We start from the raw sequence: 17,662 nt of genomic DNA on the forward strand, positions 1-17,662 counted from the left end.
CCCCAAAGCCAAAAAAAATATACATGTCACGTTTTTTGAGTCTAATATTCAGATAAAAAAATATTTGGAGGGATGGAATGGAAAAGACTCAAGACGCCAAGATAGTTGATCTGGCAATACGCCTGCTGTTCTTAGGACTGTTCCTATATAGCGCACTAATAATGGTTGCCCCGCTTGCGAGTGTCGTGATCTGGGCGGCAATTCTGTGCGTTGCGCTCTATCCTGTTTTCGACTGGCTCCAAGGCAAACTGGGTGGAAGAAAATCGCTTGCGGCCACAATCTTGGTACTGCTGGGTTTGGTTTTGACACTGGGGCCTGTCGCGACCGCCGTTTCAGGGGCGGCTGAACTTGGCTCCGATTTTGCCGAACAAGCAGACCGCGGAGAACTTAAAATCCCACCTGTGCCCGAGGGCATCAAAGACTTGCCCCTGATCGGGGACAAGCTTGGCGATGTCTGGACCATGTTTGAGCGTAATCTGGATGGCGCACTTGCCAAATACGGCGCTCAAATCCTTGAAGTCACAAAATCCCTCTTTGGAAAAGTTCTGGGTATCGGCATCGGTCTTCTGGGACTTGCGCTTTCCGTCATCATCATGGGCGCGCTTTTCAAACCGGGCCCGCAAATGGTTCAGGGGCTTCAGCGGTTCGCCAACCGAGTCTTTGCACCACGAGGTGGCGAGTTTGTCACCCTGGCAGGTGCAACGATCCGAAATGTTACCAAAGGGGTTATCGGAGTTGCCGCGATCCAGGCATTTGTTGTGTGGATACTTTTGGCGGTCTTTGGCATTTCCTCTGCTGCGACTCTGGCCTTTGTAAGCCTTATCCTTTCAATCATTCAGATCGGGCCAGGCCTGGTTCTGCTGCCGGTGATCATCTACGCGTGGAGTTCCATGTCAGGCGGCACCGCTTTGATCTTCACGGTCCTCGCCCTTCCCGTCAGTATCATGGACAGCTTCCTCCGCCCGGTCTTTATCTCGAAAGGATTGGAAACCCCGATGCTGGTCATACTGATCGGCGTTCTAGGTGGCATGATGGCCTACGGCCTGATCGGAATATTCATGGGGCCAGTTCTGTTTGCGGTTTTCTATGAACTGTTCAAGGTCTGGATCGACGCGTCGCCAGAAGCCTCGGAGTCGGCCGAAGGTGCAGCGGAATGAGGAAAACGATTTGGACAACGCTTGCGGTCATTCTTCTGTTTCTGATCTGGTATCTGGTCGCTGATCGTCAAACTCCGTTTACCGGCAATGCCAGGGTCAAGGCCGTTGCAACTCAGATCGTTCCGCAAGTCACCGGGACGGTGACCGAAGTGCTGGTGGAAAACGGTCAGGTCGTTTCAGCCGGGGATGTTCTGGTGCGCATTGATCGCAGGCCCTATGAAATCGAACGGTCAAAGGCCGAAGCCGATCTGGAAGCCGCTACTCAGGAAGTGGGTGCATCATCGGCTGAAGTCAGCGCGGCACAGGCTAAATTGGCGCGGGCTCAGAGCGACCTTGATACGATGCGTATTCAGACCGAGCGTGTTTTTGCCTTGGAAAAGAAGGGGCTGATTGCCGTCTCGCGCGCCGACGATGCGCGCGGCCAATTGGCCGAATCCGAAGCCAATCTGGAAAATGCCAAGGCTGATCTGGAAAAAGCAAAGCAACGTCTTGGGGATGAGGGGCTTGAGAACCCTAAAATTCAACGTGCACTTGCTGCTTTGGCTGATGCAGAGCTGAACCTGGAATGGACAGAATTGCGTGCACCTGCAACGGGCGTAATCTCGAACTTGCTTATTGCCCCCGGGACGTATGCCCGCTCGGGTCAGGATCTTCTGACCTTCCTAGACGCAACCGATGTCTGGATCGAAGCCTATTTCACCGAAAACAACCTTGGCCGCGCCGTTGTCGGGTCCCCTGTCGAGGTTGTTCTGGATATGCACCCCGGTCAGATCGTGTCGGGCAAAGTCGAGAGCTTTAGCGCGGCTGTTTCCCTAAGCGGTGCTGACGAACCCGGCCAGCTTGCAAGCCCACCCAGCACCAAGGGGTTCCTGCGCGAACCCGAACGGTTCCCGGTTCGGATTGTATTGCCGGGCTATGAGGCCGGGAGCGCCGAAGATGACCTTCGGTTCCAGCTTAATGGGCAGGCGGATGTGATCATGTACCTGAGCGACAATGCGCCTCTGAACTTGGTGGGTCGCACCTATATTCGCTTGGTTTCGATCCTGTCTTATGCGTATTGAAGACAAACACGCAATACTCCGCCTGGCGCTTGGGGTAACGGGCGTTTTTGCCTTGGGTTTGTTTCTTGGATGGCCCCTTGCAGTTGTCGGCGCTGTATTCACGGCTCTGTTTCTGCAAGCACCTGCAGCTTTGCCATTGGCAGCGTTCGGGAAACTCTTCGTGTTTTCCATTGGACTGATGTTCATCTCGTTTCTGCTGTCTTCAGTCTTCGCGCCATATCCAGTTGTATTCCTGGTCCTGATGGCCATCGGAATCATACTGTCCTTTACGTGGTCTGTGTCCGGGGCCGGGGTATTGCCCGGTGTCATCGCGCTCATGGGTGCTTTGATGATCCCAAATCTTGTTCTTCAATCGCAGGATCTGGCGCTGGTATTGGTGTTCTGGATTCCTATGAACCTGTTCTTTGCGGGTTTTGTATCCACTCTGATGTTTGTACTTATCCCAGCCCCTCCGCCGGCAGAGGCGCAAAAGAAAGCTGCTGCTGATCCCGATTTTGATCCAAACCGGCGCATTTTCAGAATGTCCCTAGTGACAGTGCCATTTGCGATTGCATTCTTCCTTTATGGAGCGTCGGCGCTGCTTGTTCTGTTCTTTGTCGCGCTTCTCAGCCAACAGCTTGCAGCGATGCCTGCGGCCGGTAAGACCGTTGCCAAGGCGATGCTGACTGCGAACTTGCTGGGCGCAGCGGTTTCCATCATTTGCTACGAGATCAACGTCATCGCGCCCGTCATTCTGACACCTGTACTACTGTGCTTTTTCTTCTGCATTGTTCTCGGGGCTCTTGGAAAATCGCAAACTCCGCTGGCTGCGGCAGCGGGGTCGGCGATCACAACCGCTCTGATCGTATACGGAGGATCAGTTGCCCCGTTCTCGGATGAAGCAGATGTCAAAAGCATTACGCGCGTGTTGCAGGTCGCAAGCGCCGCATTCTTCGTCATAACGGCCTATGTAGTGGTTGATGAATTCTGGCCCGAACGAAAACAGCGCAACGCAATGGGTTAGGACGGTCGGGCACTGGCGGAGCAGCGGCTCGGCCCACCGTTTGCATTTCGACAGTTCAAACAGGCTCTAGATTGCCAAGCAAAATGGATGTCATGTCTGTTGTGAAACCTCCGCCATCAATCGTGACGCCCACAACGCCTGTCTCGTAATCGACATTCGATTTGGTGATGGCCGATAGGTCCGCATCATCATCCAGAAACACCCATTGTGGCTTGTGCGGGGTCGTCTGACCGACCGCCGTCTGCAAGATGGCCAAAGCATCAAGTGCATTGACTGTTCCGTCCCGAGTTATGTCGGCTGCAATGATGTTTTCAGGTGCCGGCGGGCCCCAAGTCGGATTCAACCCGACCGACATTCGCAAAACCTGCAATGCATCCAACGCATTGATATCCGAACTGGCGGTAGAATAAGTCTTAACAATATCCAGATCGCCCGAGAACTCGCCCGGCGGCAAACCCAGATCGAACCGTCCCTCCTCATCCGTGCGCACACTGACAGTGCCGCCGCCGTCCAGAGAAAACCTGACTTCAGCCTGCGCCAATGCAGGGTTTTCGGTTTCGGAGTTAATGGTAAAAGGCCCCAGAACACCGTCCGAGCTTCCGGGGTCTAAACCGCCGAAATCCCCGAAATCGACAGGTATGTGGTCAGGTCCGCCAAAGCCCGCGCCAAACACCTGATCCGCTGTCAACGCACCCCCCGATGCAGAAATCAACTCGACCCTTTCGTTAAGGTACCCGATCCTTGCGCCCTGGGGCGTAGAGGTGAACGTCAGTTGCCCCGGAGTTCGAAGAAGCGGAAAATCGTACATATCAAGACGGTCGAAACCAGCCTGAAAATCGGTGATTGTCGTGGGATCGCTTCCGAATTGCATGACAAAGATGTCCGATCCTGACCCGCCAGTCATGGTCGTCGAACCGGTGCCTGCTATCAGAATGTCATCTCCCGCACCCCCCAACAATTCCGAGTCCAGAATGCCGCCGCTCAGCTTGTCCGCCCCGGCTGTGCCATGGACGGTTCCGAAGCCTTTGCGTATCACGCCCAAATCCGGCAGGTCGACGGACAGTTGTGTCAACCCAGCATCCTGCTGCGAGGAGACGAGCACCTGCAACGCATCCCCGACATGAGCGACACTCAATGCTTCGACATTCTGCAAGCCGCTTTCCACCGTATCCGCAAAGCTGTCCAGATAGACCAACTGCCCATTGGGTATCAGGGTAAAGAGCGAGATCCCGTCATCGCCACCCCCTGCCACGACGAACACGTGCCCGTCGACATTGATGACGGAAAGGTCCTGAACAGGTTCGAACCGCGTGTGCCGGGAGTCCAGGACATGATCTGTTGGGTCAAGGCGTCCGTCTGGGGTCAGCTTCATCACACTCAACGAGTTGCTTTGCGACCCCGCGACGATCACCCAGGATTGGTCATAGGCTTGAACAACTTCGATCTTGGTCGGCACCGCGATTCCCAGTGTCTCCAAGACCTCGCTATTGTCGACTTCACCAAGCCCACCTGTCGCATCATCCACGCTAAACGTCTTTACCGAATTGGAAACAGAATCCGATGCGACAACAAAGTGGTTCGCACCTAGGGTCACAGTCTGCATCGAATCCGCGGCGGCCGAGACCATTTGAACAAGTTGAAAAGCCCCTTGCGCATCAACCGTGTAAGACGCGATTTGGCCCGTGTCTTTCTGCGCCAGAACCAAAACGTCGCTTGACGACGTCGACACCTGTGAGACCGCAGATATGTTGCCGCCGCCAACGATACCACCACTCTCAGTTAACTGCCCCAGCGTACCGTCCGGGTTCATCGCATAACCGACCAGACCGGATGCGTGGCTGACGCTTAATATCAGTTGATCGTCTCCAGCAAAGGAAACAGGGAACCCCATGCGACCGGCGTTCGTAGCCAGCGCTCCGCTGAAATAGACCGTGTCGATCAGTTGCGGAACAACGCCGTCCGCCAGCTTCCAGACTGCGACGCCGCCGCCGGGACCGGTAACGCTGTACAGGTACGTGTCACCGTTAAATGTTTTTAAAGCCGTATCGCCGATACCTGAATCGAGCGCTGCGCTCCCCGTCGCAACCACTCTTTCGAACTGAAGCATCATTCCAAATCACCCTGCGCCACTGCTGGCTCCAACATCAGGATGATCCGATGCCCAGCCCGAAACCAAAGCGGGATTGTGGTGAAAACGAGGAGTTCGGCTTCAGTTTAACTCAATTTTTCTGGTCCGACCGCACGAGTCACCGGAGGGAAACTCAGATGAACAAGAGCTGGCACCTTCAAGCGGACGCGGACACCACTTGTGAGGGTAAGATGACCAAAGAATCTGACATCAATATCCAGTCGACCGAAACGCATTCGGGTCCCGAGCGCAAATCCTATGTCCGAAAATGGATGGACAGGAAAATGCGCCGTCTTGCGGAAGGTGGGATCATCGGCGGCTTGGGATCTACGCTTCTGGCGCTGCCTGCTTTGGCGCAGGCTACAATCGAAGAACTTTACGCCTTTCAATTCGCGGAAACCATCCCGGGCGTTCGTTCCGTAAAGCAGCTCGAAAATGGTGATGTTCTGCTGAAAATGGCGGATGGCCGAAAGGTCGTTGTCGCATCCGAGAATGTTCAGGTTCTGGATAGTGGCGCGATCATGATCGCAGAAAACGCGGTGGCGGAAATCGCTCAGTTCAGTCTTGTGGCCGAAGCGGGCGGCGCCGCGGCCTCTGGCGGGATAGGTGGGATTGGTGCAGCAGCCCTTGGTGGTTTGGGGTTGGCTGGCGCAGCGGCCGCTGCAGGAGGTGGTGGCGGTGGCGGCGATGATGCGACGCCGCCCCCTGCCCCGACCTATCCACATTTGAACCTGGCAGGCGTGCAATCCAACGCCCTGAGTTCGGCAACGCTGAACCTCAGCGCACCGGAAGGCACAGAAACCGTCGAGGTCTCGATTGGGTCGTCGAGCACTGTCGCGGTACTGAACGACGACGGCACTTGGAGCGCGTCTTTTACCGCAGTTGAGGCTGCGGCGCTGCCTCAAGGCGTAAATGATGTAACAGTCCGAACTTTAGATAGCGAAGGCGAAGAGTTGTCCGTCGAAACAGTCATTTTCGACGTCGATACCATACCTCCAACCCTTTCAATTTCCGGTTTTTCCGACGGTGCCGTGCTAAACGCCCGAGAGCAAACAACCGATCTGGTTGTCACCGGTACAACGAATGCAGAAAACGGACAGACTGTAACGCTCACCTTAAACGGACAGTCCTATACGGGTTCGGTTCAAGGGGGTCAGTGGAGTGTCTCGGTCCCATCAGCCGATCTGACGGCTTTGCCTGATGGGGCCACTATTGCTGTCACTGCCGATGTCTCAGACGAGGCGGGAAATCCGGCGGCCCAAGCCAATTCCAGCTTTGACACAGACTTCACAGCCCCAACAATTTCAATGGACCCGATTTCCGGAGGATCTATCGAACTGATAGATGTGAGCAGCGACTTGGCCCTGGGCGGCACCACAAACGCAGCCGACGGACAAGTTGTTAGGGTAAGTTTTGACGGTCGTACATATACCACGACCGCGTCCGGCGGCCAGTGGAACGCAACTGTTCCAGCCCAGGACCTCGGCGGTCTTACGACCGGTATACCTGTGTCAGTAAGCGCAACGGTTTCAGACGCAGCAGGCAATATCTCGGTCCCAGCCAGCGCTATGGTCCCGGTAGATCTGACAGGCCCATCCCTGACGATCGCACCTCTCTCAATCGGGGCATCGTTAAACGCCGCCGAGGTCGGAACGGATCTGGTCATCACCGGAACCACGGACAGAGTCGAGGATGGCCAAGTCGTATCGGTTGAACTGAACGGTCAAACCTACACAACCGCCGTTTCGGGCAGCGCTTGGAGCGTTACAATTCCAACCGCGGACTTGCTGTCCCTGGCTGATGGAGGCTCCTTCACCATTACAGCCGACGTGTCGGACACGGATGGCCTATTTGCTCCGCAAGCCAGCGTGCCACTGGGGAAAGACGTGACCGCGCCAACGCTCAGCATAGACAGTTTTTCCTCTGGAGCCGTCATGAACGCGGTCGAACAAGGCACTGATCTGTCGATCACCGGCTCGACCAATGCGGAAGATGGCCAAAAGGTAAGCGTTATTGTCAATGGACAAACCTACACAGCAACCACTGCCGGAGGCAGTTGGACTGCGACAGTTCCCGCCGCCGACCTTTCGACGCTGTCCGACGGTGCGACGATTGCAGTGTCCGCTGACGTAACCGATGCGGCAGGCAACCCTGCTATTCAGGCCACCAGCAGCTTTCAAACCGATTTCACCGCCCCAGCTGTGACCATTACTGGCCTGTCCGACGGGGCGGTCATGACGGCGAGCGAGCAGACGACGGACCTGACCGTCACGGGCACCTCAGACGCACCAGATGGCACGACGATTACTGTTACGATCAGCAGACCGGACAAGACTGTGGATGCAACCGGCACAACAACCGTCAGCGGCGGCTCATGGGCTTATGTCGCAAGTGCCGCGAGTATCGCCGGACTGCAAGACGGGCTGGCCTATAGCGTTACTGCAACCGTTGTGGACTCTGCCGGGAACGAGTCCAGTGATACATCAGGTTTCGCAACGGATTTTACGGCGCCAACAATCACACTGAATGCGCTGTCCGTTGGTCCCGTGCTGGATATCAGCGAAAGAAGCAGCGATCTTACGATATCGGGGACAACAGACGCGGAAGATGGGCAGCCCGTCTCAGTCACCCTCGACGGACAGATCTATAGCGGCACCGGCTCGGGCGGGGCTTGGTCAACATCAATTCCGAGTGCTGACCTGGTCGCACTGTCTGATGGAACCGGATACTCCATCTCGGCCACGGTCGCGGATGCAGCCGGAAACACCTCGCTGCCGACGTCATTGCCACTCACCACAGATTTCCGACCGATTTTGAACCTGAACACGGTAGGCACGAACAAGGCGATTGATCTGAGCGATGCGATGACGTCGGGCGTCGTTGTGTCCGGCACGTCCATCGGGTTGAGTTCTGGGCAATCTGTGGACGTCACACTCAACACCCTGTCCGTAGGCACCGCGACTGTCGCCTCAGACGGAACGTGGTCTTTGAGTGTGCCAGCTTCGAACTTTTCAGGAGTTGAGGCAGGCGATGCGCTTAACTTTCAGGCACAAGCCAATGTGTCCGGTGGATCGGACCCTCTGCCCGCATCAGACCAGAACATAGCCCATGAACCGGCCGCCTACACGATTGTCGAAGCAGGCCGCAGCGGTTCGACCGTTACCTTCGAAATCTATGCCGATCCGGACCGTGACATTTCGAGCGGTCTGGCCATTACCGCCGACTTGGGATTCGATCCGTCAGTGATAACCTTCGATCTGGGCTCAGATAACGAGAACAGCAATTTCGACCTGTTTCTCACAAATCCAAAGGGGCCGTCCGAAGTCAGCTTTGGCGGCGCGGCGACTGTCTTCACCGATCTGTCTCAACCTTTGGTCACCTTCACGATGACGGTGCAGGACCCGAGCCAGCCGATACAGATGTCACTCACCACGCCGGACGGTGGCCCTGCTGATTTTCTTCTGGGCACGGGTGGAAATGACACGTTGGTTTCAACCGCTATGGACAACGTGGTGCGGGGTCAGGGAGGTGACGATGCAATCGACGTGTCAAGTTCCGGCCGGGATGTCATCGTGTTTGAAGCCGATCCATCAGCCAACGGAACCGACATCGTTACCGGCTTGACTCTTGGCCCGGCGGCCGATGTATCGGATGCGTTGATGTTCAGCGGCCTCAATACCGGATCTTTGCGCGGCAATGGAACCGGAATAGAAACCTTGAACATCGGTGACGCTATTGGTCTGAACACAGGCTTTGTAGGTTTGACTTCCCAGCTTTCCGACCTCTCAGAAGCAACGATAGAAACGGCAGCAGAAAGTTTGACTGGCGTGCAGTCTGGTGACGAAATCTATGTCCTTGCCACGGACGGAGAGGATAGCGCCCTCGTCAAGGTTGATTATTCGGTGCCCGGTTCAGCGTCTGTCGAAACCATCGCCGAATTCACCGGCTTGAGCGACCTGAGCGGCCTGAGTTCGGAAAACATTCTCCATACCGATCCCACCGGCGCTTCGGCGTGACTTCAACGCAGGTCGTCGGCGGAATCCCCGGCGACCATTTAGAAATGGAAGTCTCACAAATGAAACAAAGCCGTCTGCACCCCGTTTCTTTCACGCGTCACAAAAACCTGCGCTGGAAACGCTTCACATCCTATCGCTTTGCGGCGCAGGAAACCGAGTGCCGGATCGTTATGAAAGAGGCGTCCGAGGTTGCCGCTGCTTTTCCAATCGTGTTCAAGGAAACAGACCGTGGCGTTGAACCAAGAGCGCTTCTTTCGTTGCGGAAAAAGGCGGCGAATCCATTTGTGACGACGGATGGCCGATGGCTGGCAAGCTATGTGCCCGCTGCACTACGTTGCCCGCCCTTTCAAGTCGCGTGGGCGGGCAATCCGTTACAATGTGGCGCTCAGTTGTTGGTTGATGAAACTTCCGATCTGTTAACAAGCCAACCGGAAGATGAACCGTTCTTCTCAGACGACGGTGCGTTATCGCAGGGCTTGCAGGATGTGCTCATGTTTCTGCGTGCGTGGTCTGCAAACCACGCAGATACCTTAAAGGCTTGTCATGCTTTGGCAAAGATGGGGCTGTTCAAAGCTGTCGACCACCACGGCGGCATCAACTTGCCGGACGGCACATTGGCAATCTCGGCAGATAGATTGGATGCACTGGCACCGACTGAAAAGCTCGAATTATACGAGACTGGCGCGTTGAGCCTAACTTTCGCTCATTCGATTTCCTTGTCGCACTGCCAATGGCTTTTTCAGGCTCAGGAGAGACAAGCCCGCTCTGAAGTACAAGATAAATTCACTGAAAATTCAGATGTTTCCGGTTTCCTTGGTGCTGTCGCAAACGCTCAGAGAAACGAATTTTTTGAAACTGGTGAAATGTCTATCACTCATGCCTAAACGCTGTTTTTGTCCTCGTATCTTGGCTGTCACCTTGATGGTTGCAACATCGGCTTGCGCACCGCTGCCGGACCTCACGGGGGTTGAAACCTCTTTGTCGAATGGCGCCGTGGGGGTTGGAGCGCAACCACAATCGACGCGTTTGACCCAGGGTGCCTTTGGCAAACGAATTCAAGCCGCTGTTGAAGCCAATCCCAGACTGGCACAGAGTGCAACCCGGCTCGACAGTGCCGTCGCCAATCAGGACGCCGCGAAGGGCGCTTTCTTGCCTCAGGTCTCGATCGGTTTAAGCGCCAGATCAGAGCGGGTGAGTACCGATATCGCGGACGTAACCCCTTATTTGCGCATCTCACAACTTGTCTATGACGGTGGTGCAGCGTCGGGAAATCTGGCGGCGGCCAAAGCGCGTGTTCTGGAAAGCCGTGGCGACCAAATTCAGACGGCGTCCGCCTTAACTTTGGCGGCAATTGAAGCCTATGTTCTGGTGTTGGATCGTCGAGATATCTTGCGGATTTCAGATCGAAATGTCGCCGTTCATAAAGAGGTTCTCGATCAAATCATCACACGAGCAGATCATGGTGCGGCATCCAACGCTGACGTCTTAACAGCACAGTCGCGCATGGCCGATGCGATGACACGTCTTTCAGACGCAAAGACGCGAACAGAACGCGCCGAAGCTCAGTTTCGCGAAGTGTTTGGGCAAGACCCGGGTGAGTTGTCGCCGCCTGTCGCCGCTCCTGCCCTGACCCGGTCAGACCGTCAGATCGTTTTTGACAGTCCGCAAGTGCGCCGCGCGGACGCGTCAGTGCTGGCTGCGCGCGCTGACCTGTCTGCTGCCATCGCACGACGCCAGCCGGGGGTGGAAATTGCGGCATTCGCCGACCGGGACAGCAGCAATGATGCAAACTTCGGGGTTGATCTCTCTCTTACCTACGAATTGGACAGCACGGGACAACGGCGTGCCTCAATCGCTCATGCAGAAGCCACAGTTCAGGAAGCGGAGTATGCCCGAGACACTTTGATCCGGGACATTCAGCGGGAACTGGATTTCATTCGATCAGACCAGCAAGCCGGTGCAGAAAGGCTTCGGGCCGCGCGCAGCGCAGCAAAGGCAAACGCCGAAAGTGTCGCCGCAGCCCGGGCGCAATTCTCGATCGGTCGACGTAGCCTAATCGAGATTCTGGATGCGCAGCGTGACTATGTGAATGCCCAGGAACGGTTCATCCTAGCCGAGCAAAACACCTTTTTGACCAACTATGCCGTGCTCAGTCTCACAGGTGACATTCTGGACTTGTTCGGCATTTCTGCCCAGTTTGGGGGTCTGCACAAATGAACTCGCGAGATCGCAGGAAATACACGGCGTTTGAGATGTGCATGATGCACGTCTCTACGCAACTTGAACGACCCATAACAGCCGCGGCTCTTTTTTCATCCCATTCTGACCCTTCCGGGGAATTGACTGTTCGCGATGCGCTTGAAGCCGCTGACAAGGCCGGTTTGCAGGCTGGATACGGACAATGGAAGTTATCGGACTTCGACGAAAGCCTCGTGCCCGCGCTCTTGCTGATGAACGGGAACCGGGCCGTCGTTTTCCACGGCCGTGCAAAGACCGGAGAGTACCTCATTTACGACCCACAGCGCGGAGAACAGATTACTGAGGTCTCGAAAGCTCAGCTGAAAGAGGTCTACACAGGCTATGCCATCCTCTTTCGTCGCAGTTATTTAGGGGACCCCTCGCTCAAATCACAGCCTGCCACCGGTCACTGGTTTTGGTCCGCAATGGCTGCAAACCGCTGGTCCTATTCGCAGGTTTCTCTGGCCGCAGTCGTCGCGAACCTATTGGGTTTGTCCACATCCGTTTTTATCATGGTGGTGTATGATCGGATTCTGCCAAACGAAGCGACGGAATCTCTGGTGGCCTTGACCCTAGGCGTTGGCCTGGCGCTTATCTTTGACTTTTGCCTGAAAATCCTAAGAGCCGGATTTATTGATCGGGCCGGGAAAAAGGCTGATCTGCTGATGGGGCGGCGCGTCTTCGATCAGTTGCTGAACATTCGGATGAAATCTCGAACTGGTTCGACAGGCGCCATGGCCAATACCGTCAGAGAATTCGAAACATTACGAGAGTTCTTTACGTCCGCTACCCTCGTAGCAGTTGTCGATCTGCCATTTATCGTTTTGTTCATCTTCGTCATTCAAGCGATTGGCGGCCAGCTCGCCATTATCCCAGCTCTGGCCGTTCCCGTCGTGCTGGTCACGGGGCTGGCGGTGCAGCCGATATTGGCGCGTCTGGCCGAAAGGAGTTTTGCAGACGGACAATCAAAGCAATCGGTCCTGATCGAAACAGTTTCCGGGCTCGAAACCATAAAGACGACCGCGGCGGCAAGGCAGATGCGGTCACGATGGGACGCAGCCATGGACAGGCAATCCTCGCACGGAATGCGCAGCCGAACGATAACCCAATTCGCTTTGAACTTGACGGGATTCACACAGCAAGCTGCTCAGGTGTTGATTGTTTTTTATGGGGTCTTCCTCATTGCGGACGGTCAGACCAGCATGGGCGCGTTGGTTGCGTGCGTGATGTTGACGGGTCGCGCGCTTGCACCACTTGGCCAACTTGCTCAGACCCTGACGCGCGTGAACCAGGCGAGAAGCGCATATCGTAGCCTGAATACTTTGATGGACGCGGATAGCGAACGACCCATGGGACATGGCTGGATCAGCCGCCCCGAAATCGAAGGCCGTATTTCATTTAAAGATGTAAGATTTTCCTATTCTGATCAACTGGATGAGACGCTGTCAGGCATTTCATTTGATGTCCAGCCCGGGGAAAAAGTCGCCATTCTTGGGCCGATTGGGTCCGGGAAAAGTACGATAACGCGCCTGATCCTGGGGCTGTATCAACCTGACTCCGGCTCGGTCTTGTTGGACGGCGTGGACATTCGTCAAATCGACCCCGGGGATGTCAGACGGAATATTGGGTCCGTTCTGCAAGATATCTGGCTATTTTCCGGATCAATCCGTGACAACATTGCTGCAGGTGCAAACAGACCTCGCGACCACGACATTCTCGAGGCCGGACGGGTCGCCGGAGTCGAAAAATTTGCCGCCCGAACTGCCGCTGGGTACGACATGAAACTTTCCGAACGCGGCGAAGGATTGTCTGGCGGCCAACGGCAGGCCATAGCCCTTGCACGCGCGTTGATTGAGCGACCACCGGTTCTTCTGTTCGACGAACCGACAAGCGCCATGGACGTAAAGACAGAGGCAGAAGTCATAGCGCGCCTGAAACAGGCGACGGCAGATGCGACCATGGTGATTGTTACGCATCGCACCAGTCTTCTGGCTCTAGTCGACCGTGTAATCGTGATCGAAAACGGAAAGGTCACGGCCGATGGCCCCAAGAGCATCCTGACCCAACACCTGCGTCCTACCGGGAGAAAACTGAATGTCGCAGCATCCTGACCTTGCAAAATTGGCCCGGGAAATGCGCGGGCGGACACCTTTGCGTAGTTCGTTGTTGCTCTTGCTTATCGTGGCATGTCTGATCACCGCCGGATTATGGGCGTATCTGACAGAGTTGGATGACGTGACCCGGGTAGACGGTCGGATCGTGCCTTCGGGTGACGTTCAGAAAATTGAGGCGACGGAAACCGGCGTTCTCAGATCACTCCATATACTGGAGGGGCAAGTCGTTGAAAAAAACACCCTGTTGATGGAGTTCGACACAACTCAGATCGACAGTGAACTGAAACAAGAACAGCAGCGCGCCTTTGGACTGATCGCCCGCGCGCACAGGTTACAAATCGAAATCGACGGGGGGGATCTTGTCTTTGCCAAGAGCCTTGTTGAGGGCGCTCCGGACGTGGTCAAATCTGAAACAGCTCTCTATCACGGTCGGCAGGCCGAGCTTCGATCTGAAATCGCCATCCTCGAGCGACAACGCTTGCAGCGACGACGGGAATATGAAGAGGGTCTTGTTGATCAGGTCACTGCTGAAGAAACCCTCAGGGTTCTGGCCGAGGAACGTGCCATCATGACACCGCTGATTGAAAAGCGAATGGAGCCTGCAACGACGTTGTTGACTCTTCGCCGCAGCGAGGCGGAATAGTCGGGCAGAAAAACCCGCGCTGTCGCTGTAACAAACCGGTTGAAGACCAGTCTTGAAGAAATCGACGACCGAATTCGCGCCACCCGAAGTCGGTTCCGCAGTGCCGCCTTGACAGACCTTGCAATCGCCACGGCGGAACTCGCGGCTTTGAAACCCACCATACCCGCACTCAAGGACCGTGCAGACCGCGCGCAGGTAAGATCCCCTGTCCGAGGAATCGTAAACCGCGTGCACCGAACGACAATTGGCGGCCTGGCGCGCAGTGGAGAAGAGCTTATTGAAATTGTTCCGCTGGACGACACGCTGCTTGTGGAGGCTTATGTGCCCCCAAAAGACATTGCATTTCTATACGCTGGGCAACCCGTAAAGGTTAAAGTTACCGCCTACGATTTCGCCAGATACGGGGCGTTGGATGGGAAAATCACCAGGATCGGCGCCAGCACTATTTCTCGGTCCGACCGGAATGACGAAGAGGTCTTCGTCGTTGAAATTATGACGAGCCAGTCTTTTTTGGATGCAAACGGTGTGTCGGTTGAGATCATTCCCGGCATGATTGCAGAAGTTGACATCCTTTCAGGCAAGAAGACCGTTTGGGAATACCTAGTGCAGCCCGTGATCAAGATCAGGAATCAGGCGCTGCGCGAATAAGGAACGCCAACCTCGCTACATCCAGTCCACGTCACCAAGGAAAATGTAACCGGCTCCGTAAATCGTCTTGATCAAGCGGGGGTTTTTGGGGTCTTCGCCCAGTTTTGTGCGCAATCGGGAAATTCTGACGTCCATCGCCCGGTCAAAACTCTCACCCGCCGCTCCGCCTAACGCTTCTTGCATTTGGGCGCGGCTTATCAGCCTTTTCGGACTTTCCAGAAATAACCGTAGAACTTCACCTTCAGCGTGACTGAACGGGGTTTCTTGTCCGGCCTTATTTTCGAGGATGTAACGGTCGAAATGTGCCGTCCATCCGTTGAACCGTGCTGCGTCCGAATGCGTGGCTTGCGACCGTGGCGACCGCAATCTTGCCCGGACACGTGCAACAACTTCTGCCGGATCAAAGGGCTTGGTGATGTAATCATCCGCGCCAAGCTCGAGCCCTGTTACACGGTCCTGCACTTGCGCCCGACCCGAAATGATAATCACCGCTGCCCCCTGTTCCAGTGCAAGCCTGTGAACCAGCGCAAGGCCATCGGTATCGGGCAAGGACAGATCCACAAGACAGACATCCGGCGTAACGCGTTTTAGTGACGCTTCAAATTCGCGGGCCCGTGAAAAGCTCTGGGTCTTGAACCCTGCATCTTCGAGCGCGTCAGTCAGAATTCGGCGAATTTCGGGCTCATCATCGACGATGGTTACCAGCGGTTGAGTCATCACGCAGCCTCCGCGCGGATCAGGGCGGACAATTGAGCCCGTGTAAAGGGTTTACGCAAAACCGGCGCAAGCGTCAGCGCCTTGCGATGCAGGGGGTCGGAATATGGCAAGGACGTCATCAGAATACACGGCAGTTTGCCATTTAACCGATCCAGCAAATCCAACCCGGTGCCTTCCCCTTCAAGGCGGATATCTGACAGAACAAGCACGATGTCCTCGACGTCTGCGGCAAGCGCCAGAGCTTCGTCTGTTGAGGTCGCCTCGATCACCGAAAACCCAAGATCAACCAGCATGTCGCGGAACTGACCGCGCAGATCGTCACTGTCTTCAACCAAAAGAACCATACCTTCCTGAACCGGTGGTGCCGGTCGATAGGGCAATCGCAATACAACCGAAGCCCCCGACGGAGTATTGCGCAGGTTCAGATCACCGCCCGCCAGTTTCACCGTGTCGTAAACCATCGGCAATCCCAGACCGGACCCTTCGCTGCCCTTGGTGGTAAAAAACGGGTTCAACGCCTTTTTCAAAGCGTCGGCAGAGAACCCGGGACCGGTGTCCGACACAGTAACCTCCACCCAAATCGAGCCGACAGTATGCGCGCTGATCGTTATCTGACCGGTTCCGCCACACGCATCTCTGGCATTGAGAACAAGGTTCAGCAGGGCGTCCTGCAGCATTCCGGGATCCAGCATCAGGGCCTCATCCGGAAGGGTGTTTATCAATGACAGGCCAACCCCTCGTGGCAAGGAGGGTGACGCCAGAATGCGCAGGTCTTCCAACAAACCTCGCATATCGGTCGCTTTCGGCTGAGGTGTCCGGTTGCCGGTCATATCGGCAATTCGGTTCAGCAGTTGCCCGCCCCGCCGGGCCGTCTGTTGTGTCGCCGCCACCAGTTCACGCGCAGGTTCCGGCAGGTCCATCTTGTCCAACCTAGACTGCATACCCAAGATGATTGTCAGCAGGTTTGAAAAATCATGCGCCAGCCCGCTGGTCATCTGTGCGGCCATGGCGCGTCGCCGGGTCTGCTGCAAAGCGACCCGCGCCTGCGTCTCTTCCGTGATATCCACGGACATGACGTAGACACCGCCTGCGCTGTCTGGCGTAAAAGACACGCGTATACGTCTGGACCCCTGATCTTCGGTAAACTCAAAAACCGAGGTTTCACCCGCATAGGCTTTCTCCAGGTGCGGCTGGACACGCGCGAAAGAGGTCGCACCCAAGGCCTGCGCGATATGCATCCCCAAAATCTCGGACGGACGCCCGGGCATGACGGAATTCAGCCGTCGGTTGGAATAATCGTACCGCCCCTCGGCATCCAAATGCGCGATATGAGCCGGCATCATCTCGGTCGTCATGCGCGTACGGGCTTCGATCTCGGTCAGCTGGCGCTTGGCCTCTTCCAAGGCTGCGTTTGTCGCTGCCAGTTTTCGGTTCGCAGCGGACAGTTCCTCGGCACGGTCCAGAAGCTGACCGGACAGTTCAACCGAGCGGGCGCGCAACAAGGCTTCAGCCTGTTTGGTGTTGGTGATGTCGGTGTAGACGGCTACCCAGCCCCCCTTTGGCAATGGGGCACCCTCAACAGAAATAACCTGCCCGTTGGACCGCACCCGTTCCAGATAATGTGGTTCGAATGTCAGGGCTTGCGCGACGCGCGTTTCGACAATTTCCTCGACGCTGTCGTCGTCGCCATACTCGCCGTTTTCGGCAAGGTATTGGATTGTATCCCGAAACAGCGACCCCGGTTCGACTAGGTGAGCAGGCAGATTGAACATGGCCTGGAAGGGACGGTTGCTGACGACCAGCCGTAACTGACTGTCGTAAATAGACAAACCTTGCCCAATCAGGTTAAGGCCCGCAGTTGTCATGGTCTTGATCTGTTCTTCTGTAATGTTCAAATCCGCCCTCCCCACGCCTCATGCGTAACACCGGAATTATCG

General features: G+C 55.8%; 12 protein-coding genes. 9 read left to right on the forward strand and 3 right to left on the reverse strand.

All coding sequences use genetic code 11. The features are described 5' to 3' along the window. Window positions 1-77 precede the first annotated feature (77 nt). The 3 genes from ACR0MS_RS09025 to ACR0MS_RS09035 are packed head-to-tail and all read left to right on the forward strand — an operon-like array spanning window position 78 to window position 3,221. Window positions 78-1,157: an AI-2E family transporter gene (locus ACR0MS_RS09025; RefSeq protein ID WP_480574061.1), complete on the forward strand. Its 1,080-nt coding sequence runs from the start codon at window positions 78-80 to the stop codon at window positions 1,155-1,157. Continuing rightward, window positions 1,154-2,218, forward strand: coding sequence for an HlyD family secretion protein (locus ACR0MS_RS09030; protein WP_480574064.1), 1,065 nt, complete (start codon window positions 1,154-1,156; stop codon window positions 2,216-2,218). Before ACR0MS_RS09025 ends, ACR0MS_RS09030 begins: the two co-directional genes overlap by 4 nt. Next, window positions 2,208-3,221: a DUF2955 domain-containing protein gene (locus ACR0MS_RS09035; protein WP_480574067.1), complete on the forward strand. Its 1,014-nt coding sequence runs from the start codon at window positions 2,208-2,210 to the stop codon at window positions 3,219-3,221. Before ACR0MS_RS09030 ends, ACR0MS_RS09035 begins: the two co-directional genes overlap by 11 nt. Window positions 3,222-3,276: 55 nt before the next feature. Here ACR0MS_RS09035 and ACR0MS_RS09040 read toward each other — a convergent pair whose 3' ends face one another. After that, on the reverse strand, window positions 3,277-5,331 hold the full coding sequence (locus ACR0MS_RS09040; protein WP_480574070.1) for a beta-propeller fold lactonase family protein: 2,055 nt from the start codon (window positions 5,329-5,331) through the stop codon (window positions 3,277-3,279). 209 nt (window positions 5,332-5,540) lie between these two features. On the opposite strand from ACR0MS_RS09040, the gene ACR0MS_RS09045 reads away from it, so the two are divergent. The 6 genes from ACR0MS_RS09045 to ACR0MS_RS09070 are packed head-to-tail and all read left to right on the forward strand — an operon-like array spanning window position 5,541 to window position 15,008. Next, a complete protein-coding gene (locus ACR0MS_RS09045) occupies window positions 5,541-9,365 on the forward strand; it encodes an Ig-like domain-containing protein (protein WP_480574073.1) in 3,825 nt (1,274 codons plus the stop codon). Then, window positions 9,362-10,249: a SapC family protein gene (locus ACR0MS_RS09050; RefSeq protein WP_480574076.1), complete on the forward strand. Its 888-nt coding sequence runs from the start codon at window positions 9,362-9,364 to the stop codon at window positions 10,247-10,249. Before ACR0MS_RS09045 ends, ACR0MS_RS09050 begins: the two co-directional genes overlap by 4 nt. 37 nt (window positions 10,250-10,286) lie before the next feature. After that, window positions 10,287-11,582 carry a TolC family protein gene (locus ACR0MS_RS09055; protein WP_480574079.1) on the forward strand — a complete coding sequence of 432 codons (1,296 nt, stop codon included), beginning with the start codon at window positions 10,287-10,289 and terminating at the stop codon, window positions 11,580-11,582. A gap of 44 nt (window positions 11,583-11,626) precedes the next feature. After that, window positions 11,627-13,714 (forward strand): type I secretion system permease/ATPase, encoded by a 2,088-nt coding sequence (locus ACR0MS_RS09060; protein WP_480574246.1) that lies wholly within the window; start codon window positions 11,627-11,629, stop codon window positions 13,712-13,714. Next, window positions 13,698-14,360 carry a hypothetical protein gene (locus ACR0MS_RS09065; RefSeq protein ID WP_480574083.1) on the forward strand — a complete coding sequence of 221 codons (663 nt, stop codon included), beginning with the start codon at window positions 13,698-13,700 and terminating at the stop codon, window positions 14,358-14,360. The genes ACR0MS_RS09060 and ACR0MS_RS09065 overlap by 17 nt, the downstream gene beginning before the upstream one ends. A gap of 39 nt (window positions 14,361-14,399) precedes the next feature. After that, window positions 14,400-15,008: a beta-barrel domain-containing protein gene (locus ACR0MS_RS09070; protein ID WP_480574086.1), complete on the forward strand. Its 609-nt coding sequence runs from the start codon at window positions 14,400-14,402 to the stop codon at window positions 15,006-15,008. 15 nt (window positions 15,009-15,023) lie between these two features. Here the strand turns inward: ACR0MS_RS09070 and ACR0MS_RS09075 are convergent, their stop codons facing one another. Beyond that, complete coding sequence (locus ACR0MS_RS09075; RefSeq protein ID WP_480574090.1) at window positions 15,024-15,725, reverse strand: response regulator transcription factor; 702 nt, start codon at window positions 15,723-15,725, stop codon at window positions 15,024-15,026. After that, on the reverse strand, window positions 15,725-17,590 hold the full coding sequence (locus tag ACR0MS_RS09080; RefSeq protein ID WP_480574249.1) for a PAS-domain containing protein: 1,866 nt from the start codon (window positions 17,588-17,590) through the stop codon (window positions 15,725-15,727). The genes ACR0MS_RS09075 and ACR0MS_RS09080 overlap by 1 nt, the downstream gene beginning before the upstream one ends. Window positions 17,591-17,662 lie beyond the last annotated feature (72 nt).

The organism is Ruegeria sp. CJ2 (assembly GCF_056536745.1).

What these genes read in the sequence shown, in the direction of transcription:
- ACR0MS_RS09025 (WP_480574061.1), top strand. Translation starts at nt 78, where the DNA reads ATGGAAAAGACTCAAGACGCCAAGATAGTTGATCTGGCAATACGCCTG.
- ACR0MS_RS09030 (WP_480574064.1), top strand. Translation starts at nt 1,154, where the DNA reads ATGAGGAAAACGATTTGGACAACGCTTGCGGTCATTCTTCTGTTTCTG.
- ACR0MS_RS09035 (WP_480574067.1), top strand. Translation starts at nt 2,208, where the DNA reads ATGCGTATTGAAGACAAACACGCAATACTCCGCCTGGCGCTTGGGGTA.
- ACR0MS_RS09040 (WP_480574070.1), bottom strand. Translation starts at nt 5,331, where the DNA reads ATGATGCTTCAGTTCGAAAGAGTGGTTGCGACGGGGAGCGCAGCGCTC.
- ACR0MS_RS09045 (WP_480574073.1), top strand. Translation starts at nt 5,541, where the DNA reads ATGACCAAAGAATCTGACATCAATATCCAGTCGACCGAAACGCATTCG.
- ACR0MS_RS09055 (WP_480574079.1), top strand. Translation starts at nt 10,287, where the DNA reads ATGGTTGCAACATCGGCTTGCGCACCGCTGCCGGACCTCACGGGGGTT.
- ACR0MS_RS09060 (WP_480574246.1), top strand. Translation starts at nt 11,627, where the DNA reads ATGCACGTCTCTACGCAACTTGAACGACCCATAACAGCCGCGGCTCTT.
- ACR0MS_RS09065 (WP_480574083.1), top strand. Translation starts at nt 13,698, where the DNA reads ATGTCGCAGCATCCTGACCTTGCAAAATTGGCCCGGGAAATGCGCGGG.
- ACR0MS_RS09075 (WP_480574090.1), bottom strand. Translation starts at nt 15,725, where the DNA reads ATGACTCAACCGCTGGTAACCATCGTCGATGATGAGCCCGAAATTCGC.
- ACR0MS_RS09080 (WP_480574249.1), bottom strand. Translation starts at nt 17,590, where the DNA reads ATGACAACTGCGGGCCTTAACCTGATTGGGCAAGGTTTGTCTATTTAC.